The organism is Modicisalibacter muralis, assembly GCF_900102945.1.
GTDB lineage: Bacteria > Pseudomonadota > Gammaproteobacteria > Pseudomonadales > Halomonadaceae > Modicisalibacter > Modicisalibacter muralis.
The window spans coordinates 223,365-247,593 of sequence record NZ_FNGI01000001.1 but is presented as its reverse complement, the minus strand read 5'-3'; the positions used below and the strand labels follow the sequence as shown (position 1 = coordinate 247,593).

At 62.6% G+C, this 24,229-nt stretch carries 23 protein-coding genes and 1 tRNA gene; 14 read left to right on the top strand and 10 right to left on the bottom strand.

The features are described from left to right. The first annotated feature begins 109 nt into the window (after positions 1-109). Complete coding sequence (locus BLR92_RS01215; RefSeq protein ID WP_089724720.1) at positions 110-1,333, top strand: ATP-grasp domain-containing protein; 1,224 nt, start codon at positions 110-112, stop codon at positions 1,331-1,333. 35 nt (positions 1,334-1,368) lie between these two features. Beyond that, positions 1,369-3,405 (top strand): hypothetical protein, encoded by a 2,037-nt coding sequence (locus tag BLR92_RS01210; protein ID WP_089724718.1) that lies wholly within the window; start codon positions 1,369-1,371, stop codon positions 3,403-3,405. 12 nt (positions 3,406-3,417) lie between these two features. On the opposite strand, the gene BLR92_RS01205 is transcribed toward BLR92_RS01210, so the two are convergent. The 4 genes from BLR92_RS01205 to BLR92_RS01190 all read right to left on the bottom strand — a co-directional run bounded on the left by BLR92_RS01205 (position 3,418) and on the right by BLR92_RS01190 (position 7,502). Beyond that, complete coding sequence (locus tag BLR92_RS01205) at positions 3,418-4,431, bottom strand: AbrB family transcriptional regulator (protein ID WP_089724715.1); 1,014 nt, start codon at positions 4,429-4,431, stop codon at positions 3,418-3,420. A gap of 118 nt (positions 4,432-4,549) precedes the next feature. Further along, complete coding sequence (locus tag BLR92_RS01200) at positions 4,550-6,064, bottom strand: tripartite tricarboxylate transporter permease (RefSeq protein WP_089724713.1); 1,515 nt, start codon at positions 6,062-6,064, stop codon at positions 4,550-4,552. Beyond that, positions 6,064-6,516, bottom strand: coding sequence for a tripartite tricarboxylate transporter TctB family protein (locus tag BLR92_RS01195; protein ID WP_089724711.1), 453 nt, complete (start codon positions 6,514-6,516; stop codon positions 6,064-6,066). The genes BLR92_RS01200 and BLR92_RS01195 overlap by 1 nt, the downstream gene beginning before the upstream one ends. After that, positions 6,516-7,502, bottom strand: coding sequence for a Bug family tripartite tricarboxylate transporter substrate binding protein (locus BLR92_RS01190; RefSeq protein ID WP_089724709.1), 987 nt, complete (start codon positions 7,500-7,502; stop codon positions 6,516-6,518). Before BLR92_RS01190 ends, BLR92_RS01195 begins: the two co-directional genes overlap by 1 nt. A 250-nt stretch (positions 7,503-7,752) precedes the next feature. On the opposite strand from BLR92_RS01190, the gene BLR92_RS01185 reads away from it, so the two are divergent. From BLR92_RS01185 to BLR92_RS01165, 5 genes are read left to right on the top strand one after another with little or no spacing between them, the layout of a single operon-like run. Next, on the top strand, positions 7,753-8,370 hold the full coding sequence (locus tag BLR92_RS01185) for a helix-turn-helix domain-containing protein (RefSeq protein ID WP_089724707.1): 618 nt from the start codon (positions 7,753-7,755) through the stop codon (positions 8,368-8,370). Further along, positions 8,367-9,029, top strand: coding sequence for a response regulator transcription factor (locus BLR92_RS01180; RefSeq protein ID WP_089724705.1), 663 nt, complete (start codon positions 8,367-8,369; stop codon positions 9,027-9,029). Before BLR92_RS01185 ends, BLR92_RS01180 begins: the two co-directional genes overlap by 4 nt. Then, the gene (locus tag BLR92_RS01175) at positions 9,026-10,408 is read left to right on the top strand and encodes a sensor histidine kinase (protein ID WP_245703876.1); all 1,383 of its coding nucleotides are present in this window, start codon (positions 9,026-9,028) and stop codon (positions 10,406-10,408) included. Before BLR92_RS01180 ends, BLR92_RS01175 begins: the two co-directional genes overlap by 4 nt. Next, on the top strand, positions 10,405-11,595 hold the full coding sequence (locus BLR92_RS01170; RefSeq protein WP_089724703.1) for an ABC transporter substrate-binding protein: 1,191 nt from the start codon (positions 10,405-10,407) through the stop codon (positions 11,593-11,595). Before BLR92_RS01175 ends, BLR92_RS01170 begins: the two co-directional genes overlap by 4 nt. Next, positions 11,592-12,359: a TlyA family RNA methyltransferase gene (locus BLR92_RS01165; RefSeq protein ID WP_089724701.1), complete on the top strand. Its 768-nt coding sequence runs from the start codon at positions 11,592-11,594 to the stop codon at positions 12,357-12,359. Before BLR92_RS01170 ends, BLR92_RS01165 begins: the two co-directional genes overlap by 4 nt. Before the next feature lie 18 nt (positions 12,360-12,377). On the opposite strand, the gene mscK is transcribed toward BLR92_RS01165, so the two are convergent. Further along, entirely contained in the window at positions 12,378-15,686 is a 3,309-nt protein-coding gene (mscK, locus tag BLR92_RS01160) for a mechanosensitive channel MscK (RefSeq protein WP_089724699.1), read from the bottom strand. A gap of 156 nt (positions 15,687-15,842) precedes the next feature. On the opposite strand from mscK, the gene BLR92_RS01155 reads away from it, so the two are divergent. Genes BLR92_RS01155 through BLR92_RS01140 form a run of 4 tightly spaced genes read left to right on the top strand, consistent with a single transcriptional unit; the run spans position 15,843 to position 17,849 of the window. Beyond that, on the top strand, positions 15,843-16,778 hold the full coding sequence (locus BLR92_RS01155; protein WP_089724696.1) for a phospholipase A: 936 nt from the start codon (positions 15,843-15,845) through the stop codon (positions 16,776-16,778). Positions 16,779-16,838: 60 nt separating this feature from the next. After that, on the top strand, positions 16,839-17,168 hold the full coding sequence (locus tag BLR92_RS01150) for an ElaB/YgaM/YqjD family protein (RefSeq protein ID WP_089724694.1): 330 nt from the start codon (positions 16,839-16,841) through the stop codon (positions 17,166-17,168). Beyond that, on the top strand, positions 17,168-17,563 hold the full coding sequence (locus tag BLR92_RS01145; RefSeq protein WP_089724692.1) for a phage holin family protein: 396 nt from the start codon (positions 17,168-17,170) through the stop codon (positions 17,561-17,563). Before BLR92_RS01150 ends, BLR92_RS01145 begins: the two co-directional genes overlap by 1 nt. Further along, positions 17,550-17,849, top strand: a complete 300-nt coding sequence (locus BLR92_RS01140; RefSeq protein ID WP_089724691.1) for a YqjK family protein — start codon at positions 17,550-17,552, stop codon at positions 17,847-17,849. The genes BLR92_RS01145 and BLR92_RS01140 overlap by 14 nt, the downstream gene beginning before the upstream one ends. Positions 17,850-17,896: 47 nt before the next feature. Here BLR92_RS01140 and BLR92_RS01135 read toward each other — a convergent pair whose 3' ends face one another. Next, positions 17,897-19,078, bottom strand: coding sequence for a BaiN/RdsA family NAD(P)/FAD-dependent oxidoreductase (locus BLR92_RS01135; protein ID WP_089724689.1), 1,182 nt, complete (start codon positions 19,076-19,078; stop codon positions 17,897-17,899). A 140-nt stretch (positions 19,079-19,218) separates the two neighbouring features. Between BLR92_RS01135 and BLR92_RS01130 the strand changes: the two genes are divergently transcribed. The 3 genes from BLR92_RS01130 (at position 19,219) to BLR92_RS01120 (ending at position 21,947) form a co-directional block, all read left to right on the top strand. Beyond that, positions 19,219-19,620 carry a SpoIIAA family protein gene (locus BLR92_RS01130; protein ID WP_089724687.1) on the top strand — a complete coding sequence of 134 codons (402 nt, stop codon included), beginning with the start codon at positions 19,219-19,221 and terminating at the stop codon, positions 19,618-19,620. A gap of 188 nt (positions 19,621-19,808) precedes the next feature. Next, positions 19,809-20,693, top strand: coding sequence for a DMT family transporter (locus BLR92_RS01125; RefSeq protein WP_089724686.1), 885 nt, complete (start codon positions 19,809-19,811; stop codon positions 20,691-20,693). Positions 20,694-20,888: 195 nt separating this feature from the next. Continuing rightward, the gene (locus tag BLR92_RS01120; RefSeq protein ID WP_089724685.1) at positions 20,889-21,947 is read left to right on the top strand and encodes a class I SAM-dependent methyltransferase; all 1,059 of its coding nucleotides are present in this window, start codon (positions 20,889-20,891) and stop codon (positions 21,945-21,947) included. A 116-nt stretch (positions 21,948-22,063) separates the two neighbouring features. Here the strand turns inward: BLR92_RS01120 and BLR92_RS01115 are convergent. From BLR92_RS01115 to queF, 4 genes are all read right to left on the bottom strand, one after another. Then, positions 22,064-22,151, bottom strand: a tRNA-Ser gene (locus BLR92_RS01115). Positions 22,152-22,242: 91 nt separating this feature from the next. Continuing rightward, positions 22,243-22,758, bottom strand: coding sequence for a YiiD C-terminal domain-containing protein (locus BLR92_RS01110; RefSeq protein WP_089724683.1), 516 nt, complete (start codon positions 22,756-22,758; stop codon positions 22,243-22,245). A 1-nt stretch (position 22,759) separates the two neighbouring features. Then, a complete protein-coding gene (locus BLR92_RS01105) occupies positions 22,760-23,320 on the bottom strand; it encodes a nitroreductase family protein (protein ID WP_089724681.1) in 561 nt (186 codons plus the stop codon). A gap of 51 nt (positions 23,321-23,371) precedes the next feature. Beyond that, complete coding sequence (gene queF / locus BLR92_RS01100; protein WP_089724679.1) at positions 23,372-24,208, bottom strand: NADPH-dependent 7-cyano-7-deazaguanine reductase QueF; 837 nt, start codon at positions 24,206-24,208, stop codon at positions 23,372-23,374. Between the last annotated feature and the right edge of the window lie 21 nt (positions 24,209-24,229).

Below are 24,229 nucleotides of genomic sequence, written 5' to 3'. Positions count from 1 at the left end.
TGTTCGCTGGATGAGCTAAGCTACTGGTAGCATGTGAAACGATGCCGCGCGCTCAACGCTACATACACTTTTCGCGGCATCTTGCTTGTACCCACAAGGAGAAATTGCCATGACCAAGGACAACAGCAAGGGCTACGTTGCCATTCTCGGCTGGAGCCTGAACGCCATCGAAGCCATCGACCGCTTCGACCGGCGCTACATAGTCGTGGCTCCCGAGTGGGCGGAGGATTATTGCAAGGAACACGACATTCCCTATTTACCCTGGAACTTCGAGCGTCTGAACGACCGCTCCATGGAAATAGCGCAGCGCCTCAAGGAAGAAGGTGTGGATGTCGCCATCCCACTGTTCGAGGAAACGGTCGAGTGGGCAGGCGCCATCAACGCGGTGCTGCTCGACAATCCGCGCCTGTTCGGTCAATCGATTCTGTTTCGCGACAAGGCATTGATGAAGCGCCGCGCGCAGCTTGGCGGCATTCGTGTCGGTATCTTCGAGGAAGCCCATGACAAGGGCGATGTCATCCGTTTTCTCAAGCGGGTCAATCAGACCCTGCTCAAGCTGGATGGCGACCCCAACGACCCGATTCACCTCAAGGCCTTCGACAAGGCCGGCTGCCTGGGGCATCGGGTGATCCGCACGCCAGACGAGGTGGATACGATCCCCGACGAGGAATTCCCGGTGCTGATGGAAAGCCACCTGGACGGCTGGGAATTCGCCGTGGAGGCCTGGGTTCACGATGGCAAGATTCGCTTTCTCAATATCTCCGAGTACGTGACCCTAGGCTATTCGGTGTTCGTCCCGGCCACGCCGGAGCTCGAGAGGTATCGCGATGCCATCACCCGGCAGATCGAGAAGCTGATCAAGACCTTCGATATCGAGTTCGGCTTCATTCACCCCGAATACTTCGTCACCAGCGATGGCGAGATGTACTTCGGCGAGGTTGCCTACCGCCCGCCCGGCTTCAAGGTCTTCGAGTTGCTGGAGCGCGCCTATGGCTTCAATGCCTATCAGGGCATGGTACTGGCATTCGATCCCAAGACCACCGAGGAGGAAATCACCGCGTTCTTCCCTCGCGAAGTGGTCGATGCCAAGGGTCATGCCGGCTGTTTCGGGGTCTACCCGCGCCGCCGCGTGGTCAGCAAGCTCGAAATTCCCGAGGAAACCGAGCAGCATGAATACTTCGAGTCCCACGAACTGACTTCACCGCTCGAAGAGACGGTGACCAAGCGTACGGCGTTTGGAACGCACTGGGGGCTGGTATACTTCTTCGGCGACGATCCGCATCGCATGCGTGACCTGCTTAAGCACCAGGAAGATCTGGACTTCTACGTCTGATCCGCCATCTATCTGGATGGCAATAAGGAGTTTGTTTGACTACCAACGATGAGCGTAGCGTCAATGTGTCCGGCAGCTTGGAGAAGCTGCTGGACAACCTGGACGAGGCGGTGGCTATCCTTGCCAGAACCAAGGACTTCGCCAAGCCACTGAAAACCGGTCGCGTGCTGACGGTGGCGCGACGAGTCTTGATGCTGGAAGGCGGCTGTGCTGCGCTCGAGCAACGTGCGCCCGACATTGAGGCTGCCGGCATCTTCAATGGCTCGGACTGGGCTTTTCCGCAGATTCTGATTCCGTCGCTGGCCAGGCATTCATTGCAATCCGGCACGTCGGAAACGGTGGTGATGGAGGCGCTCAGCGAATTGCGCCTGCTGGCGGTGGCACACGGTACGTATCTGCATGCCGGCATTTCCACGGAGCAGGCCCACCATTACCTGACACAAGTGCTGGCGCTGAATCTCGAACTGCTGTTCACGCCACCCAGTGAAACGGAGCGTACCCAACAGGGCGATCTGGCACTACTCACTCGCGCCCTGTATCGGCATCTGGCCGAGGGCATCGGTTACGAGCATGTCATCGACCAACTGGTCGATGAAATCTGGCGGATCCTCCAGCAGCGTCCGATCCAGGTCGACTCGGTCAAACAGATGATTCTGCAGATCGCGACCTGCCGCGCCAATCCGGAGATCGATCTTGGCAATAGCGGCCAGGGCGCCGATCGGCTGATCAGCAGTCTGTTCGGCACCACGCATGGTTGCCGCGAAGACCCGGGGCTGGATGCCTATCTCGAACGCCTGGGCAGCATGGACACCGCCGCGCTGCAATATGAAGCGACCGGCTTTGCCCGCGCCATGCACGATACCGGCCTGGTTTCGCCCTATCACACCGTGCTGCTACGCCACCTGCTGAACCACGGCGAGCACTTGCTGGCCGAAGCCATGGGGCTGTCGAGCACCGGACGCGACTGCCTGCTGTGCTACCGCGAACTGGTTCACGCCATGATCGATCTCGGCGTGCACCCGCAGACCAGCCAAGCCGTGTATGGCCTGGCGCTGCTGCTCGAACGCGGCATCCTTTACCAGCCGCCCGTGGCGCCGGCACTGTGGCGCCAGGTCGCCCTGCCGCTGTCGCCCTACTCCCAGCAACGGCTGATTCTCGCCTTCGGCAACACTCCCGCGCCGAACGCGCGACTGATGGAAGGCGTGCTATGCATGCTCGGCCAGCCGCTGGGTGTCGGTCAGGGCAACAATCCGACCTGCCAGTCGGCGCGCGCGCTGTCGATGTGGGCCTATAACGATCCCGATTACTTGCTGCAGATGGTCGCCTGGGCGACCCGTGATGACGAAATCATCATGCACTTCGAAGGGCAGCCGGTTTCGTCCCGCGAGAACCTGGAAGGCGTCGCCAAGGGATTGCCATTCGATCTCGATCCGGTATCGCTATTGGTGGTTCCGCATCTGGATCGCATCTACGTCGAGATGGGCCGACGCTGCGTGGGTCGCAGCGAAGACCCGCATCGCTGGATCAACCCCGAGTTCCATGGTTGGTGGGCCGGTCGCGGCTTTCGCATCGCGGTCGATGTCGCCACCGGCAAACTGCACCAACTCGACGACTTCCTGCGCTATTTCTATGCCAGCTATCACCCCTACTTCAACGGCAATCAGCCGCTGATCCATCCACAGCCTGCCGGCATCGCGGTCACTGACAGCGCCGCCCGCTTCATCGGCTGGCACGCCATCACATTGCTACGCGTGAGCCTCGACCCACAACAGGTCATGCGCATGTATTTCTACAATCCCAACAACGACAGCGGCCAGGACTGGGGCGACGGCGTGGTAGTCAGCACCGCGGGGAATGGCGAGCGCTTCGGCGAAGCCTCGCTGCCCTTCGAGGACTTCGTGTCGCGCGTCTATATCTTTCATTACGATCCGCTCGAGCCAGGCGATCCCACCCAGGTCGAAACGCAGTACGTGCATACGGTAATCGACAAGATACAGCGCAGTTGGGGTAGGGACCGTTTACCCGAGACGGGCCTGCAAGCGGATGACGGCCAGGAAACGGTGCCCGGCTAATCCTCTGACAAGCTAGTCGTCTCGGTCGCTCTGGGCGTGTCGGCTCAGCCAACGCGCCCACAACGGTGCAACGATCATCAAGGCGACCATGCGCAGCAAGTGGTGGAACGCCACGAACATCGGGTCCAGGCCCAGCGCCACGGCGACGATCGCCATTTCACCGATCCCGCCGGGCGCCAGGGCCAGCAACGCGACGTCGCGAGGCACACCCACCGCGCGATGAATCAGCTCGGCGAATACCGCCAGCACGCAGAGTGCCAACGCGGTCGCCACGCCGGCCTGCCAGACATAACGCCCCAAGCGCCTGCCCGAGAGCCCCTTGAAACGCGAGCCAATCGCGCAGCCCAACACCCAGAGCATCGTATTCATACCCCAACCAGGCAAATGCAAGCTGGCGACGCCACCGATGCCCAGCGCTACCGCCACGAACAACGGCGCCAGCAGCGCAGGTGTCGGCAGGCGCAGCCAGCGCCCCAGTGGAACGATCAGCGGCAATATCAGCAATAGCCAGAGATCCTGGTGCCGATCGACCGAAGCGGTGTCAGCCGGCGCGGCACCCTCGAAGGTCCAGAATAACGGCGGCAAGATCAGAATGACCAGAATGACCCGCAGCGACTGAGCCACCGAGATGCGCTGAGGGTCGCCGCCCACCTTGTCGGCCATCAACACCATTGCGGTCATCGCCCCCGGTGCCGAGGCGAACCATGCGCTCACCCGATCGAACCCGCAATATCGATACCAGGCGGCGGCCAGCGCGGTGGAACAAAACACGCCCAGCAGCAGCAACGCCGCCGATATCGGCCAGTCCAATACGCGGTGCGCCAGCGCCGGCGTCACCTGGCTACCCAGCACCAACCCCAGCACGCCGAGGAACAATTCGCGCATTCGTTCGGGAATGCGCACCTCGACGCCGCGCACCGACACCACCAGATTGGCCACCAGCGGCCCTAGCATCCATGCCAGCGGCATACCCGCAAGCTGAAACACCAGCCCGCCTATGATGCCCACCCCCAGTGAGCGCAGCATTGACGTTAGCGTCGATGAAACCAAGCGCGCCTCCCTGCCATGCTTCCCCTTCAATGAAAGACCCCGGCAGCGCGCACTGCCGGGGTCATCCGATTAGTCGTTCAAGAGGCTCGGCGCCTCAGTCCGACTGGACGCCAGCTTTCATGCGTCGGCGCAGCATCGGGCCGACGAACACCGGCAGCACCAGACCCAGAATTGCCACGGCCCACAGGCCGATCGCCAGACCACTGCCCCACAGGACGGTCCAGTCGCCGTTGGAAAGCTGCATCGCGTGGCGCAGGTTCTTCTCCATTTCCGGACCCAGTAGCAGCCCCAGGATGACCGGAACCAACGGAATTTCCAGCTTGCGCAGCAGGTAGCCACCGATTCCAAAGGCAATCATGAAATACAGATCGAACGTCGAGTGGCTGATCGCGTAGATCCCCACGAAGGCGATCATCGTGACCATCGGCAGCAGATACATCGGCGGCACCGACAACAGCCTGACGAAGATGCCGATCAACGGGATGTTCAACAACAGCAACAGGAAGTTGCCGATCAGCAGCGCCGCAATCACCCCCCAGACGATATCCGCATTCTGGGTAAACATCAGCGGCCCAGGCGTGATATTGAACGAAATCAGCATCGCCAATAGCACTGCGGTAGTGCCGCTGCCCGGCACACCCAGGGTCAGCATCGGTACCAGCGCACCACTGGAGGCGCCGTTATTGCCGGATTCCGGCGCGGCCACGCCACGCGGGTCGCCCTCGCCGAAGCGGCCCTTCTTGCCCAGTACCTTCTTTTCCAGGGTATAGGCGATGAAGCTGCCCAGCGAGGCACCGGCGCCCGGCAACACGCCGGCGACGAAGCCGAGCACGCTGCCACGCAGGGTGGTCGGCAGCACATGCACGATATCCTTCCACGACAGCTTGAGTTTGTTGACCTTGATCGCTTCGCGTCCCGCGCCGGCACGCTCCTCGATAAAGAACAACAATTCGGAGATGGCGAACAGGCCGACGATGGCAATGATGAAGTCGACGCCTTCGTAAAGTTTCAGCACGCCGAACGTAAAGCGCTGGGTGCCGGTGGAAATATCGATGCCCACGGTGGCGATGATCAACCCGATCGACGCGGCGAGAATGGTCTTCACCGGATTCTTGCCAGTGATGCCGCCCAGCGTGGCGAAAGCCAACACGAACAAGGCGAAATATTCCGCCGGACCGAAAGTCAGCGCGAAATCCGCCAGCAACGGCGCCAGCAGTATCAACCCGATGGTGGCGATCAAACTGCCCATGAACGAGGCCACGGCGGAAATCACCAGTGCCTCGGCGGCACGCCCCTGCTTGGCCATCGGGTAACCATCGAGACACGTCATCATCGCCGGCTCGTCACCGGGAATATTCAGCAGAATCGATGAAATGCGTCCGCCGTACATCGCCCCGGCATAAACGGCAGTCAGCATGATCAAAGCGGTTTCGGGACGCAGGCCGAGAGTAAAGGCCAGCGGAATCAGGATTGCCACGCCATTGGCCGGACCCAGCCCTGGCAGCGCACCGATCAGGGTTCCCAAAAAGGCACCGATCAAGGCGAACATCAGGTTATGCGGCGCTAGGGCGACACCGAACCCATCGATGAGATAATTGATGGTTTCCATCAGAGCGCCTCCAGGAATGACAGCAGCCCCAGCGGCAAGGCCAGCTCAAGCACGAAGTTGAACAGCACGAACACCACGACGCCACCGGCCAAGGCGATGGGGTAGGCATGCACCGGCCTGGCGCCCATGCGCCAGCACAGCGTCCCCACCGCCAACGTGGTGGAGGCGATGAAACCCAGTGGCTCGAGCAATAGCGTATAACCGATCAACACCAGCACGGCGATCAGCATCTCCAGCGCCGTACGCCGCATAGGCCATGCGTTATCGGGGTCCGGCTTGACGATCAGGTACAGGCTCGACAAGGCCAGCACGACCGAAAGAATGGTGGGAAAAGTCTCGGGGCCGACCGCCTCGACCCCGCCGAAAGGTTCGGGAAACTGCTGGGCGCCCCAGCCGTACGCGACGGCCAGGACGAGCATCAGCAGACCGAAGATACGGTCGTTGAGGATCATTACTTGATCAACCCGATGTCTTTGGACAGATCTTCAATGGAGCGAATCTGCGATTTGACGAAAGTCTCGAACTTGTCGGCCCCTGGATGGAACGGCATCAGACCATTCTTCTTCATGACGCTCTTCCACTCCTCGCTGGCGTAGAGCTCATCGATGGCGTTGACCCAGTACTGCTTGGCCTCATCGGACATATCGCCCGGCATGTAAAAGCCGCGCCAGTTGGGGCCGACAGAATCGATGCCCTGCTCACGCGCGGTAGGAATGTCGGAGAACTTGCCCGGCAGACGCTCTTCGGACAGCACAGCCAACACGCGCAGGTCGCCGGACTCCATGAAACCCTGAGCCTCGGAAATATCCCCCGTGAACGCATCGACATGACCACCGACCACTTGGGTCATCGCCTCACCGCCGTTGTTATAGGAGAGGTAGCCGATCTTGGGCAGGTCATCGACACCGGCGGCGTTCGCGGTGATCAACACCTTGAGATGATCCCAGCCACCGTTGGCGCTACCGCCGGCGAACTTCACCGACTGCGGATCTTCCTTGAGCGCATTCATCAGGTCTTGCAGGTTTTTGTACTCGGAGTCGGCATTTACGGCGATAACGCCATAATCCGCGCCCACCGCGCCGATCCAGGTGACCTGTTCGGCGGTCATGCCGGGGAACTGGCCCTGCGCTAGGCGCGTGGTGGTCGCCGTCGAGGCTGCAACCAGCAACTGTTCGTCGCCGGAGCGCTTGCTAACGGTATGTGCGTAAGCCACGCCGCCACCGGCGCCCGCCATGTTGATGGTCTGCACGCTGCCCGGGACCATTCCCAGGGTTTCCAGCACATTGCCCACACTACGGCAGGTGAAGTCCCAGCCGCCGCCCGGGTCGGAGGGCGCGATACATTCCACCTTGCCGGTGGGCTCGAAGGCCATGGCCATGCTGGCGCTCAGCGTCAGCGTAGCCGCGGCGAGAAACTTGAGTGGCGTTTTTAGCGACATTGTTGTTGTCCCCTTTTGCATGAAAGACAGTGTGTGAAGCGATCGAGACGTGGGTCTTGCGGGAAGTTGGCAATCACCTTACAATTCTGTAAGGCAGAACTTCGTTCCTCAGAATAGAAAGCTAGGCAACTTACTCATCGACGTCAACGCTTGGGCCGCCAGTTACAACCAAAGTCGTATAGGTGCTGTTTACGTCGGTCAGGCAAGGACGTCCCATCATCGATGACCACACGAAGAGGCATGGACCAGGATGGCACAGGACCGCGTCGAAGCCGTGGAGCGGGCGTTGACGATACTCAGCGCCTTCGATTGCTCCCAGGAGCAATTCACCCTCGCCGAGCTGGCCTCGGCCACCGGGTACTATAAAAGCACCCTGCTACGCCTGCTGGGCTCGTTGGAGCGTTTCGATTATGTACAACGCGGCAGCGATGGGCGTTACCGAATGGGCCGTGCACCGCTACGCCTGGCGCGTCGGCACCTGCCCAGCCGCCAACTGGAAGCCTGGCTGCAGCCGGTGCTGGACGCGCTGGCTGCCGCCAGTGGAGAAACCGCGGCGCTGATCGAAGCCGACGCAGGCAGCGCCGAATGCCGCCTGGTCGCCCTGCCCGATACGACACTGCGACACGACCTGCGCCCCGGCCTGGAATGGCACGTGGCAGCGTCTACCGACCCCGCCATGGAGTTCACCGGCGGCATCATGGTATGCCGCCATCTGACGATCTCACCGGGCAATCTTTGGCTGTCGTTGTCGGGGCCCGGCGGGCGTCTTGCGCGGCACGTTGCCGAAGCGCATCTGGAAGTCGCGCTGAGCGAGCTGACACAACGCCCGGCCGGCGAACGCGGCAATATCGCGGAGGAACCGGCATGAAATTATTACTGGTCGAAGACGATCGCCTGCTCGCCGAAACGCTCGCCGATACCCTGCGGCTCGATGGCTATCAGGTCATGGCGCTCGACGACGGCAAGCTGGCGCTGCAACGTCTTGAAGCGCCGGGCCACGGCCATGACCTGATCCTGCTCGACCTCAACCTGCCGGGGTGTAACGGGCTGGACGTGCTCGCCGCGCTGCGCCGCCATGACCGCCACACACCGGTGCTGATCCTGACCGCGCGCGGCGCCATCGAGGACCGAGTGCGCGGTCTCGACCTGGGAGCCGACGACTACCTGGCCAAACCCTTTGCGCTCGACGAACTCGAAGCCCGCGTACGCGCCCTGCTACGCCGCCAGTCGCGCGATACGACGCTGCGGGTCGGTAGCTTGAGTTTCGATAGCCTGGCCCAGCGCTTTACCCTCGCCGGCGACTCCCTCAACCTGCCGCCGCGTGAGCAACGCCTGCTGGCCTGCCTGATGCGCCACGCTGGCGAACCGGTCGACAAGGCCCGCCTCGCCGAACAGGCCTTCGCCGGCGAAGCGATGGGCGACAATGCCATCGAAGTCTACGTCCATCGCCTGCGTCGGCGGCTCGCCACCAGCGAGGTGGAACTGCGCACGGTGCGCGGCCTGGGTTATCTGCTGGAGGCACTGTGACGGCGGCCCGGACCAGCGCTCCGGCAAGTCTCTATCGGCGCCTGCTGGCCTGGCTGCTGCTGCCGCTGCTGGGGCTGGGAGCGCTAATGCTCGCGCAGGCCTATATCGGCGCCCGCGAGGCCTCGGATCGCGCCTTCGACCGCTTGCTCGAAGCGTCGTCGCTGGCGATTGCCGAGCAGGTCAAATGGCAAGGCGATCGCCTGTGGCTCGACCTGCCCCCGGCGGCGCTGGAAATGCTCACCACCGATGCCGAAGAGCGCGTGTTCTACGCCATCTACAATGCCAGTGGCGACTACATCACCGGCAGTGCCCGGCTACCGTCGGGGCCCGAGAGAAGCAGCGGCAAGCCGCTGCATTATGCGGATATTACCTGGCATGGCCTGCCACTGAGACTCGGCATTCGCGCAGCACAGATCGACGACTGGAGCCAGCGCGAGCGCTTCGAGGTGCGCGTGGCGCATACCCGCGAGGGCCGCGAGCGGCTGACGCTGTCGCTGTTTCAGGGCAGCCTGGCGCGTCTCGCGCTAATGGCCCTGCTGGCGGTCGGCGTGGTAATGCTGGCGATTCGCTCCGCGCTTGCGCCGCTGACCCGTCTGCGCCGCGCGATTCGCGAGCGCGACCCGCGCACCTTGACCCCACTGGAACTGCCGCTGCCTCGCGAGCTCGCCGAACTGCGCGAAAGCCTCAACGAACTGCTCGCCCGCATGCGCCGCGTGCGTGCCAATCAGGAGCGCTTCATCGGCGACGCCTCACATCAATTGCGCACACCGCTGGCCGGGCTCTCGGCACGCGCCGAACTGGCATTGCGCCAGGACGACCCCGACATCTGGCACGCTGCGCTTCAGGCGATGGGAGCGACCAGTACCAGCGCCGCGCGCCTGGCCACGCAATTGTTATCGCTGACTCGCCTGAACAACCCCGAGGCGACCGCCGAACTTCGCCCCCTGGACCTGAGCGAAATTGCCCGTGCGGCGACCCGCAACGCGCTCGGGACCTGTCACCGAGCCGGTATCGACCTGGGTGTCGAGACACCGCAGGCGCCGGTGTCGGTCGCGGGTATCGACTGGCAACTGGAAGAAGCGCTCGGCAACCTGATCGACAATGCGCGGCGTTATGGCGCCACGCGCATCACCGTGCGGGTACTCGACGCACCGGCCACCCTCGAAGTCGAGGACGACGGCCCCGGTATCGCCGCCGACCAGCGCCTGGTCGTGCTACGCCCCTTCCATCGCATCCATCAGGATGGCGCGGGCTCCGGCCTGGGCCTGGCCATCGTCGACGGCATCGCCCGCACCCATCGCGCACGCCTGAGCCTGCATGATGCCCATCAGGGCAGTGGCCTGCGCGTCGCCCTGACGTTTTCCCGGGATCGCTCATGACTATTCGACGACTCATTGGTCGGCCACGGCAGCGTGCAGGACGCCGGTCGTGGCTGGTCCTGATCTGGCTGGCTGCAGTGTGGCTAACCAGTACTCCGGTCGTGGCGCAGAACTCCCCGGATGCTCAGTTGCACTATGCGTCATCGCCCGCCAGCGACACCGCCGCCTCGCGGCTCGTCGTGCATGGCGCGCTGGATGTGCCGCTGATCGAGCCCTTGCTGGATGACTTCCACCGCCGCTATCCGCATATCGAGCTGACCTATCGCAACTTCACCACCCTGGAAATCTATCGGACGTTCATGTCCAACGCCGGCGAGGTCGATGCTAACGAGGCTACTGCCGATGTGGTGATGTCCTCGGCGATGCCCTGGCAATACCGCCTGGCCAACGACGGTTACGCCCAACCCCTGTATAGCGAGTCGGCACGCAACTGGCCCGACTGGGCGCGCTGGCGTCAGGAGCTATTCGGCATCACTTTTGAGCCCATCGTGATCGTCTATCGCCGTGAACTGGCCGAGCGCTTCGGCGCCGTGGAAAGTCACGCCGACCTGCTCGCACTGCTCGAACGCGAGAGCGAGGCGCTACGCGGCCGCGTGGTCACCTACGACCCGGCCAGCAGCGGCGTCGGCTATACCTACGCGATCGAGGAAGCGCGGCTCTCGCCGCGCTACTGGGAACTGGTCGCGGCACTCGGTAGCGTCGATGCCGAACTCGTCGGCACCACCCGCGAGATGCTCGTCGGCCTGGCCGAAGGCCGCTATTCGATCGGTTACAACCTGCTGGGCAGCTACGCGCGCGGTTTCGTGCGCGATCACCCCGAGCTTACCATCGCGGTACCCGACGACTATGCGCTGGTGATGCAGCGGCTGGCCTTCATCGCGCGTTCGGCCAATAATCCGCGCGCGGCAAAGCTGTTTCTCGATTACCTGCTGAGCGAGGCGGGGCAGCGGGTGATCAGCGAGCAAACGCCACTCGGCGCCGTGCATCCGGCACTGAAGGGCGACGGCAGCGCCAGCGCCCTGCGCGCGCGCCTGGGTGGGGCGCTACGCCCGATTCCCCTGAGCCCCGGTCTGCTGGCCACGCTCGACGACCTGAAACGCCAGGCGCTGCTATCGCGTTGGATGCGCGAGTTCCGGCGCGGGGCCGCGACCCAGAACACCCATCCATCACTGCGGAAAACGCCATGATGCGACTCGACCAACTGCTGGTCGCCCAAGGCCTGGCACGCTCGCGCACCCGTGCCCAGCGGTTGATCCGCAATGGCCGGGTCACGCTCGATGCTGCACCGCCACGAACGCTGACCAAACCCGGCGAGAAACTTCCCGACGACAGTCGCCTGATGGTTGCCGACGACGCCGAAGAGCGCTACGTCTCGCGCGCCGGGCTCAAACTCGAGGCGCTGATCGAGTCCGTCGGATTGTGCCTGGATGGCAGGCTGGTGCTCGATATCGGTCAGTCCACCGGTGGCTTCACCGATTGCGCGCTGCGTTTCGGCGCCGCGCATGTGATCGGCGTCGAGGTCGGCCACGACCAGCTCGATGCCGGCTTGCGCGACGACTCGCGCGTCACCTGCATCGAGGGTCTCAACGCCCGCGCCATGGCCGACGACCCGCGCCTGGCCACGGCCATCGCGCGCCACGCGCCCGAGTGCGTGTCGGTCGCGGTCATGGATGTATCGTTCATCTCGCAGACGCTGATCCTGCCCGAACTGGGCCGCGTGCTTGCGCGCGATGCCGAACTGTTGTCATTGGTCAAACCGCAGTTCGAGGTCGGGCCCAACAACGTCGATCAGCGCGGTATCGTCAGCGACCCGGCACGTTACGCCGAGGTCGAGGCGCGCATCCGTGCCTGCTGCGCCGAACATGGCTTCAGGGTGCTGGCATGGCGCGACAGCCCGATCCTCGGCGGCGACGGCAATCGCGAATTTCTGCTGCATGCCAGGCGCTGCTGAGCCTCAGTGTTCGCCACGTCAGTGCTCTCCCAGCGGCTTGTCCTCAGGCTGCGAGACGACCTTCGTCTCGCGCCCCTCGCTATCGTGCAGCCACACGTCCATCTGGTTGAAGGCGACGCGCACGCCGTGCTCGCGAAACAGCACATCGAGGCGCCGGTTGATCTCGTCGGCGGCATATAGCCGGTCGAGCAGGTCATTGACGAAGATACGCAGCTCGAAATTGAACGCCGTGGCGCCGTAACTGGTGCAGAACACCTGCGGCTCGGGGTCCTTGAGCACACGCTTGTTGGCGCTGGCCGCCTCGAGCAGCAGCCGGTGCACGCTATCCAGGTCCGAGCCATGGGCCACGCCGTAATTGAGCACCACGCGGGTGATGTTGTCCGATAGCGACCAGTTGATCAGCTGATCGGTGACGAACGTCTTGTTGGGAATGATGATTTCCTTGCGGTCGAAATCGGTGACCGTGGTCGCGCGGATACGTATGCGGCTGACCGTGCCGTGCAGATTGCCCAGGGTAATGGTGTCGCCGATGCGCATCGGCCGCTCGAAGAGGATGATCAGCCCCGAGATGAAGTTGGCGAAAATCTCCTGCAGACCGAAACCCAGCCCCACGCCAAGCGCCGCCACCAGCCACTGCAACTTGCTCCAGGCCACGCCGAGCGTACTCAGCGCCACGACGATGCCGGTACCGACGATGGCGTAGGACAACAGCGAGGAAATCGCATAGGCGCTGCCCTGCTTCAACGACAAGCGGGAAAGCACCATCACCTCGAGCAGCCCCGGCAGGTTGCGCGCCATGACGAAGGTCAGCACCACGATGACCACCGCGACGAGCAGATTGGCCACGCTGATCGGCGTTTCGCTCAGACTCTCGCCCGAGCCGCTCACGGTCGACCACACTTCGACATTGTCGAGATACGACAGCACCGCCAGCAAATCCGCCCAGACCAGATACAGCACCAGGGTGAAGCCGAGAAACAGGATCAGTTTGGACAGCCGCAGCGATTGCTGATTGACCTGCTCGAGATCCAACGGCGGTTCCTCGACGACTTCCAGCCCGCCTTCTGCGCCCTCCTGCACCTGGGCACGCCGCCGCGCGACCGCGCGCCGATAGGCCAGGCGACGCGCCGCCACGGCGAGCCCGCGAACCACCGCCGCCTCGATGAGAATCCACAGGCCGAAGATATACAGGCTGGCGACGAAACGCCCGATCAGGCGTAGCGCCGTGTATTCGTAGCCGAGTACGATCAGCCCGCCGAGCACCAGCGTCACCGCCGATAGCGCCAGCCCCAGCAACAGGCGAAACAGCTTGACGCCGAAGTGCGGCACGTGAGCCAGGATCAAACGCGCCGTCAGCACGCTCATGGCCACCAGACCCGCCAACAGTAACGCCAGCGCCAGCGGGCTCGCGGCCAATGACGGTCCATCGCCACGCGCCAGGCCGCTGATCAGCAGCACCGGGATCAGCGCCAGACCCAGTAGGCGCAGCAGGTACCGCAACCGCGCGGCATAGGCCGCCGGCCAGTGGAAATGGCGTATTGCCACGCCATCGGCCACCAACAGGCGCCGGGCCAACGCTACCACGCCCCAGGCCAGCGACAGTTGCAGCAACGCCGCTCCCAATCTCATGCCGAAGGCCTCGCCTATCAGTGTCAGCGCCACGCCAATCCCGGCCATGGTCAGCGGCCCCGGCGCGGCCAGCATGGCATTGAGACAAACCGCCCGCGGCGTGTGCATCTGGGTATCGTGCTTGAGACGACCGATCTGCTCGTGCAGCTTCTTTAGGTGGGCCTTGATTCGCCAACGCCGCAGCAACAATCCCGCAGCCAATAGAAACAACGGCAGCGACCACAACGCAGCCAGGCGCGGCGACTGCCAGAGACCGGCCAGCAGTTTGCGCCACTGCCCCTCGGTGGCTTGCGTGACGACCAGGTTCGGCACCTGACGCAACCAGGCCAGGTCCAGCGGGCTGCGACTGGCGACCCAGAACAGTTGCTCCTCGATGGTCGCGCGTAGCGTCTCGCTGATATCCAGCAATTGCTGTTGATTCAGTTGCAGGTCGATGGCGGTGGTCAACAACTCGCCATATTCCAGTTCCAACTGATCGGTAAGTTCGCGGCGCAACTCATAAAGCCGGGTCAGGGAATCGAGTAACGCCGGCGTTGTCTCGATGCCGGCTTCCTGAATACGCTCGACGGCGCGCTGCCGTGCATCGCGCAGCGCCTCGCGCTGACGCCCCAGATCGAACTGCTTGAGACGAATGTCGGCGATATTTTCCTGCAATCCGGGAGTCGCATTCACTCGCGGCAAGGTATTGCGCTGCTCACGCAGAATGCGCGACAGCAGCAGGCTACCGCGAATGGCCTCGATCTGCTCGGTGAGCGTGCGCTGCACCTGACGCACCCGATCGAGCTGGGCGCGCACCTTGACGCCCTCACGCTCGAGATGGTTGTCGCGATCGATGACATCCAGCAGTTCCAGGTTCAATTGCCGATTGACGGCCTGCACCTGGGATGCCAGCGGGTGATTGGCAAGCAATGGATCGCGACCAGCCGACTCGCTGATGGTGGTCTCGAGTGCCTGGCGACGCTTCTGGTCGAGCACCGCTTGCAATAGACTCAGACGATCCTCGAGGTTATCGACCCGGTGCCCCAGTACCTCGCTGCGCAGTTCGGCCAACTCCTGCAGGCGAGCGTTGTTGGCCAGCTCACGGCGCTTGAACGCCAGCTGACTCTCGGCCAGATAGCGCTCGCTGCGCGCCAGCCAAACGCGGGGCTCGTCCGTGGTGGCGCCGTCGAGCGTCAGGCGCAGTTCCTCGATACGTGACAGCGCCTCGGTGATCGCCGTTTGGGCACGCTCGGGCAGCGTTTGAGCGGCGATCAAACGCGCATTGGTCTCGGCCAGGCGATCCCGCAGCGCTTGCAATTCGTCGAGCGTGTCGGCAATACGCGTCTCCAGTTCGCTCTGCGAGACCGCTTCCAGCGACGCGGCACTCGGGGTGGTACTGTCGGCGATTTCACGCAGCGCCCGGTCAAGGCGTCGTATCTCTTCGGGGGCCCGTTTGAGGCGCTGTTCCAGTTCGTCGCGGCTTGCCTCGAGCGCGGCGATTTCATCCAGCGTTTCGAGCGTGGCGCGCAGCGTTTCGATCTCTTCGCTCTGGCTGGCCCCCGGCTGGTCCTGCGCCGTCAGTGATTCCAGCCGCTGAGCGACTGCCTCGCGCGTTGGCAGCGACGCCTGGGATGGCGATTGCTGAGCCCAGCCATTGGCCGATAACAGCAACAGCCAACACAAAAGTCCTACTTTCACAGCGCGTTCGAACGCCTGCATGATATCCCCTCGTCCCGCCTCGATTGACTGCCCGACAATGCCGGCGAATTGTGCGGTCGTCCCGCCGACTTGGCAATTCATTGCCGTGAGCGATTGACTTGCAGCCATGGCATGGTAGAAACAGACGTTTGATGCCTTATACAGGATGTTCCCTTTATGGCACTGCCGACCCGGCTGCAAGCCACTACCCTGCTACTCACGACCTTGACACTGGGGTCTTCCGCCCAGGCGATCGCCCAAAACGACCAGCAGGATGCCACGGACGCCGTCAGCGAAGCGACGCTGGAACAGGCCGAAACCCGCCGTGAGCTGGAACAGGAATCCGAAGACAATCCATTGGCAATCACCGTCTATCGGCGCAATTATCTGCTGCCCTGGACGTACAACACCAACCCCGATCAACAGGCCTTCAACTCGATCAGTAGCGACGGCAACGCCGACAAGGCCGAGGTCAAGTTCCAGATCAGCCTCAAGATCAATGTGCTGGAAGACATGTTCGGCGATAACGGCGACCTTTATTTCGCCTATACCCAGCGCAGTTGGTGGCAGGCCTACAACGCCGATGCCTCATCGCCGTTTCGCGAGACCAATTATGAACCGGAAGCCTTCGTCAGCTTCGATAACGACCTGACGCTGTTCGGCTGGACCAATACCATCAACCGTATCGGCTACGCGCATCAGTCCAACGGTCAATCACAGCCGTTGTCACGCAGTTGGAACCGCATTTACGCCGACATGCTCTTTCAGCGCGGCGATTGGGCGGTAAGCGTGGCGCCCCACTGGCGCATCCCCGAAAGCGACGAAGACGATGACAACCCCGATCTCGACAACTACATCGGCTACGGCGATATCACCGTGGTACGCGCGTTCGGCGATCATGAAGTGTCCCTGCTGGTGCGTGGCAATCCCGGCAAACACCATTACGGCGCCCGGCTCGATTACTCCTTTCCGCTGGTCGGCAAGATTCGTGGTTACATCCAGTATTACGACGGTTACGGCGAAAGCCTGATCGACTATGACCAGGACGTTCAGCGCCTGGGGCTAGGCTTCAGCCTGAACACCTTTCTCGCCGGGATTCCGGGTAGCCGTTGATAAGGCAAGTCACACTGCTATGATGAAATCGTCATTCACCACGTCATAGGAAGACAAATCATGGCCATGTACCCCACAGGACAGCATGACAGCGAAGCCAGTACCGCCCAGTTGAAGGAAGACCTTCGTCACCTGTCTCGCACCGTCGAGGAACTGGTCAGCGCCACGGCCGATGACTCACGAAGCAACGTCAAGGAATTGCGCGAGCGTGCCGAAAAGCGCCTGCACGAAACGCGTGCACGTCTCGAGGCACAGGGTGAGAAGCTGTATCTCGACGCTCGCGACAGCGCCGACCTTTGTGACCGCTATGTTCACGAGAACCCATGGACCAGCATCGGCGTCAGTGCCGCGCTGGGCGTCGTGGTCGGCATGCTGATCGGGCGGCGCTGATGTCGACCAGCCAGGGACCGGCGGAGCGCGTCATTTCCGCGGTACGTCGTCTGATCGGCAGCTTGGTCGCGACCGGCGAGACGCGCTTGCGCCTCGCCGTGCTCGAGTTGGAGCTGGAGCGCGACCGCTTGCTCTCGCTTTTGCTGCTGGCCGGCGCCAGTTTGATCCTGCTGTCGTTCGGGATCGGCATGTTGCTGCTTATGGTGGTGGTGCTTTATTGGGACGACCACCGCCTGCTGGCGATTGCGCTGTGCGCCTTGGTATTGCTGATTCTCTCGGCACTGCTGGCGTTCAAGGCCAAGCGCCTGGCCAGACGGCGCAAGCTGATGGAATCGACACTCAACAACCTGGCGCAGGATCGCCACGCCCTGAGGCCGTCGCATGAGTCATCGTGAACGCCTGCAACGACGCGACGAATTGGAGACGCTGATACTCCAACAGCGCATCGACATGGGCATCGCGCTACGCGACTGGCGCGAGGGAACGGCTCCCATCGATCATGGCTGGCAGAAACTGATGCAATGGCGCGCGCCGCTCTACGCGCTCGGTGGCTTGCTTGCGGTGCGTGGCGTGCGCAAGCCGCGTTCCACCTCGAAAGCTTTCGGCCGCCTGTTGACGGGCATCCTGCTCGTCAACCGCGGGCGCAGCCTGTATCGCATGATTCGCGACCAACGCCACTGATCGACACCACATCACCCGCTACCGACGCCGGCTCTCGCCGGCGTTTTTCATAATGCCAGCCCACAGGCAACGCCCGATGCCCAGGCCCATTGGAAGTTGTAACCGCCGAGTTCACCCGTGACATCCAGCACTTCGCCGATGAAGCGCAGTTGCGCAAGACCGGCCACTTCGAACGTCTTCGACGAAATCGCCTCGGTATCCACGCCGCCCAATGTCACTTCGGCGGTGCGCCAGCCCTCGGTAGCGGCCGGCTTCAACCGCCAAGCGTTGAGCCGCTCTCGCCATGCCTGTAGCTCGGCATTGGACTGCTCAGCCAGCGTGCCATCGCCGCCGTGCCACTCCACCAGCGCCTGGGCCAGCCGCTTGGGCAAGCGCTCGCCAAGCCAGCTCGAAAGCCGACGTTTTGGCGTATGACGGCGCGCCTCGGTCAGTGCTTCAAAGGCATCGATGCCGGGCAACAGATCGATGACCAGTTCATCACCGGGACGCCAGTAGCTGGAAATCTGCAGCATCGCCGGCCCGGACAGGCCGCGATGCGTAAACAGCATCGGTTCGCGGTAGCGCCCGCCCCGACAGGACACTTCGACCTCGCAAGCCACGCCGGCCAGCGCCGCGACGCGCTCCTTGAACTGCGAGGTCAAGGTGAACGGCACCAGCGCGGCGCGCGTCTCGGTGACCGCCAGGCCGAACTGCCGGGCGATGTCATAACCGAAACCCGTCGCCCCCAGCGTGGGGATCGACAAACCACCGGTGGCGATCACCACCGCGCCGCTATCGATGCGCCCCAGCGATGACTCGAGACGCATGCCTTCGCCACAGCGTTCGACACGGGTCACTTCGGTCTTCAGGTGGATCCCCACGCCCGCCCAGTCGCATTCGGTAAGCAGCATGTCGAGAATCGGCCGTGAGGAATCGACGCAGAATAACTGCCCCGGCGCCTTCTCGACATGCTCGATGGCGTGACGCTCGACCAACTCGAGGAAATGCTCGGGGCGGTAACGCTTGAGCGCCGAAATGCAAAAGTGCGGGTTGGCCGAGAAGAAGTTGGCCGGCTGGGTAGCGAGATTGGTGAAGTTGCAGCGCCCGCCCCCGGACATCAGGATCTTCTTGCCGGCCTTGTTGGCATGGTCGAGCACCAGCACCCGCCGCCCGGCATAGCCGGCGGTCAGCGCGCACATCAACCCGGCCGCGCCGGCGCCGATCACGACTACATCGGGTTTGAGGTTCATGCCGCTGACTGCTCCTGGATCGTCTGCTGGGGGCGGGATTCTAACAGAGCCTTGCCCGTCCGTGACTGACTGGAGCCGAGCGGGTCAGCTCGAGATAGTCATGCTACGCTCATGGAAAGGATCGTGAAGGAGGCAGGAACATGCTCGAACTTATCGCCGCGCCCGCGGCACATGTCGTCGCCATGCGTGCCAGCGGTCGTGTTAACGCTACGGAACTGCAGCGGGCCATCGATGCCATCGAACATGCCAAGCAGGCCCATGCCAAGGTCAGCCTGTATGCCGAAGTCGATGCCATGCGCTGGTTGACCGCGACCGCGCTGCTGCGCGACCTGGGCTACGGCCTGACGCAACTCGGCCAACTCAGCCATTTTCACCGCGCCGCAGTGGTTACCGACCGGCACTGGATACGCCCTATTGCGACGCTTGAAAACCAACTGTTCCGCCCGTTCGAGGTGCGTGTCTTCACCAATGCGGAAAAACAATCGGCGATGGAATGGGTCTGCGAGCTACCCAATACCGCACACAGCGAAGCCATGGCCTGAGCCCCCGGCGTGATACGCAGTGGAGCCGGCTTCCGCTCTACACAGCCCTCTTCTGCCCCTCCCGGGCCACGCCATCCCATTGGCGCGGCCCGGGATTTATTCGTCTTGGCTTAAGCAACGAATTATCGTAGAACATAACGGCAACCCAACGCGATTCGCGTTTCGCCGACTCTCGCCATGGAACGACAATGCTCGCGCTACGCCCTTATCTGCTCTTGCTGCTTACGGTCATCATCTTTTCCGGCAATATCCTGATTGGCAAGGCGTTGGCTGAATTACCGGCACTGACCATTTCCTGGGTACGCGTGTTCATCGCCATGCTGGTCATGGTGCCGATCGGCGCCTCTCAGATGTGGCGCGCGATGCCTGTCTTCAAGGCGCATTTACCCTCCCTGCTGGGCCTGGCGCTGACTGGTGTGGCGTTCTTCAATGCGCTGATCTACGCCGCCTTGAAAACGACGTCCTCGACCAACGTGGCGATCCTCGAAAGCACCATCCCGGTGGTTACCATCCTGTTCGGATTCGCCCTGTTCGGCGAGCGCTATCGTGCAATCCAGTGGCTTGGCGTGGCGGCGTCGCTAACCGGCGCGGTGGCGGTCGTCACCCAGGGTGATGCCAATCCGGTGGACGGCGTCGCCATTGGCGACGCCATCATGCTGATCGCGGTATTGACCTGGGTGGGCTATTCGTTGCTGGTCAAGGAGCACATGGCCAAGTTCCCCCGTTATGGCGGGCTACTGGCGATGCTGATCATCGCCAACCTGGCGCTGGCGCCACTGGCCATGCTGGAGTGGCTATGGAGCGGTCGCGTTCCAGACATCGGTACCGAGCAAGCCCTGGGGCTTGCCTACCTGGGCATTTTTCCTTCGGTCATCGCCTTGTTGTTCTATAACAGCGCCATCGGCGATATCGGCCCCACTCAAGCCTCGGTGTTTCTCAACCTGCTGCCGGTATTCACCATGCTGGGGGCCTGGTTGCTGATCGGCGAGACGATCACGCTGGTTCAGGTCGTGGGTAGCCTGGTGGTGGTCGGTGGCGTGCTGCTGACGACACGCGGTCGCCGTGGCGGCTAGCCCTGGCCATGCAATAGAACGGGAATCTTCCTGTCTCACTCTCCAGCATGACCTTGTCGAGCTGGGCAGGCTGCGCAGCACGCGTGCCATCAACGTGCAAACCGGCAATGTGCCGGTGCAGAATCTCGATAAACAGGAGCTCCGTCAGATGAGAGACGAGGCAGGCGCGGACCATCGAAACAGGGGAATAGCCAAATGAGTATCGACCAAGCCAAGGTCGCAGCGTTCGCCGACCAGGTGGTCGGCGACATCGCCGCCGCGATGTCGGGGGTGATGACCAATCTCGGTCATAAACTTGGTCTTTATCGCGCCATGGCCGGAAGCGGCCCGTTGACTTCCGTCGAGCTTGCCCAGCGCACCGGCCTGCATGAGCGCTATGTACGGGAGTGGCTCAACAACCAGATGGCCGGCGGTTATCTCGATTACGATTCAGCCGCCGGTGCCTATACGCTCTCCGACGAGCACGCCCTGGTACTCGCCAACCCGGATAGCCCCGCATTCCTCGCCGGTGGGTTCGACATGATATCGAGCATGTGGATCGATGAAGAGAAAATCGCCCAGGCCTTTCGAACCGGCAACGGCATCGGCTGGCACGAGCACCATCCGCATCTGTTCTGCGGCATGGAAGCGATCTTTCGAACCGGTTATCGGACCGACCTGGCCCAGCGATGGATTCCTGCGCTCGATGGCGTCGCAGCGAAGCTGGAAAACGGCGGCAAAGTCGCCGACATCGGCTGCGGCCATGGCGCCTCGACCATCATCATGGCCAAGGCGTTCCCTCAGTCATCTTTCGTGGGGTTCGACTACCACCCGCAGTCAATCGAGGTCGCTCGCCTGCGCGCCGAAGAAGCCGGGGTCGCCAATCGCACCACCTTCGAAGTGGCAAGCGCGAAAGAATTCGCCGGTGACGGTTACGACCTCATCTGCTTCATGGACTGCCTGCACGATCTCGGCGATCCACTGGGCGCGGCAAGGCATGCTCTCTCCACGCTAACCGATGATGGCACCGTCTTGCTGGTGGAACCCTTCGCCGGCGACCGCGTCGAGGACAATATCGGCCCCGTCGGACGGATGTTCTATGCCGCATCGACTGCGGTCTGCGTTCCGAATTCACTGAGCCAGGAAACCGGGCTGGGCCTTGGTGCGCAAGCTGGCGAAGCTCAACTTTCAGCCGTTCTGAGCGCGGCCGGCTTCAGTCGTGTACGGCGAGTAGCCGAGACGCCATTCAATATCGTCATTGAGGCCCGGCCATAGGTGAATGCCGTGCAAGCCGGATATGCTTGGCCGATTCGGTTCCAATACCGACAGCCCCACGGCCCAAAAACGAAAAAAGGAACCAAGCTGAACGCCTGGTTCCTTTTCAAATCCTGTGGCGGAGAGGGAGGGATTCGAACCCTCGAAGCCTTTCGACTTACACACTTTCCAGGCGTGCTCCTTCGACCACTCGGACACCTCTCCGCATTTCGAACTACTGGATGCGTTTTGGCATCCCTTAGAACGGCGCAGATGGTAGCGAGCTAAGCCCGCGATTGCAAGCCGTTTTTCGGTTTCAGGGCGGCGCCTGAGCGGGTAAAACGGCGTAATCGCTTTCGGCTTCCAGGCATAACGTAGCGCCGGTGTAGAGGCGTTGAATCAGGGCGATACGCCCTTTGCCGTGCGTTTGCAGACGGGTATGCAACCGCTCGGTGCCACCGGCATCGCGAGGCGCGCATTCCAGCCGGTAATCGCCAGTGACCGGGGCAAGAAAACGCTGATTGGCCTTGGCGACCACCACGTCCTGAAGGCGGCCTTGGGTACGTAGCCACAGCGTCGCCCAACACCAACCGATCAATGTGGTCTGAGCGGCCAGCGAGCCGCCGAAGCCGGTCCCCTTGTCGTTGAGATTGGGGCTGAGTCGTAGGTCCCATATCAACGTATCGCCCTGCCAATGCATACCGCTCAAACCGAGGTGATCGACCAGTGGGATCGCTTCACACAGCCACTGCTGGAAGGCGACCAGGTCATCGCCCTGCCCGGCTCGGGGCAACGCCAAGCGCGGGTGCGCTATGCCAACTTCGCGGAGCATTTCAGTCCCAGCGCTCGACGAAATCGGCGGGGTCGTGCTCCGGCAGGCGCTTGAGCCGTCCACCCGGCTGGCCAAGGTAGATGAAGGCGACAATCTCGTCGTTCTCGCAGAGCCCTAGGCCTTGGCGTACCACCTTGTCGAAGGCGAAGCTGCCGGTGCGCCACATGGCGCCCAGACCTTGCGCGTGCGCCGCCAGCAGAATGCCATGCGCGGCGCAGCCGGCGGAGAGAAGTTGCTCGATACGCGGCACCTTGGGCTGATCGGGCACCACCTTGGCGATCACGGCAATGATCATCGGTGCGCGCTTGGGCTTGTTGCGGATCGCATCCAGCTTGGCCTCATCGATATGCGGATTGGCTTGGTACTCGGCTTCGGCGAACAAGTCCCCTAGCCGGTCGATGCCGTCGCCTGAAAATTCGATGAATCGCCAGGGCATGAGTTCCTTATGATCCGGCGCACGCAACGCGGCACGGTAGAGGGCATCGAGCTGTTGGCGCTCGGGGGCCGGCCCCATCAACTTGCCCATCGAGTTGCGCTCGTGCAGCAACGTCATCGCATCCATTGGCTGACTCCATTCAAACGAGAATATTTCTCACCACTCTACCGGAATCGCTCATTGACGTGCCAGTCGCAGCGGCTCGGGTGGCCGTTCGCCAGGCGTGGCGCGCCACGGACTGATATCCAGGCCTCCGCGACGCACGTAACGCGCCATTACCAACAGCCGTTCGGGACGCACGCGCGCCATCAGATCGGTAAAGATATGCTCGACGCAGTGCTCGTGAAAATCCTGATGCTGGCGGTAGGAGACCAGGTATTTAAGCAACCCCTCACGGTCGATTCTGGGCCCGTGATAGCGAATCAGCACGCTGCCCCAATCCGGTTGGCCGGTGACCGGGCAATTGGACTTGAGCAGATGCGAATGCAGACTCTCTTCGATGGTCTCGTCGCCAGCGCTCAGCAGATCGGGATTGGGCGCATAGTCATGAATCTCGACATCCAGCCCGTCGATGCAGTCGCCGGGCAAGCGACGTGGCGTCAACGCCTCATCGTCGACATCCAGCAGGGTGACGCTGACATCGCCGCCGGCAGCCGCGGAAAGGTCGCGCGCCAGCGTTTGCTCGACCTCGGCATGGCCAGCGAAGCGGCTGTGATTGAAGCTGTTGAGGTACAGCTTCCACGATTTGGATTCGATCAGGTTGGGCGACGTCGCCAGTAGGCGAAAACGCGCCACGGCGACGATCGGCTTGCCCTTCGGATCGAGCCAGGACAGCTCGAAGGCGTGCCACTCGTCTTCGCCGACGAATGGCAGCGCCTCGTCAGCGATACCCAGCGGAGCACGATTGGCGGCACGTGCAATAGGGAATAGCAGCGTCGGGTCGTAACGCTCGGGATAGGCGGATTCGCGCCCCAGCGGGGCATTTTTTAAGACATCAGGGCATTGTGTTTTCATAAAACTCCATTTCTGAGGCGA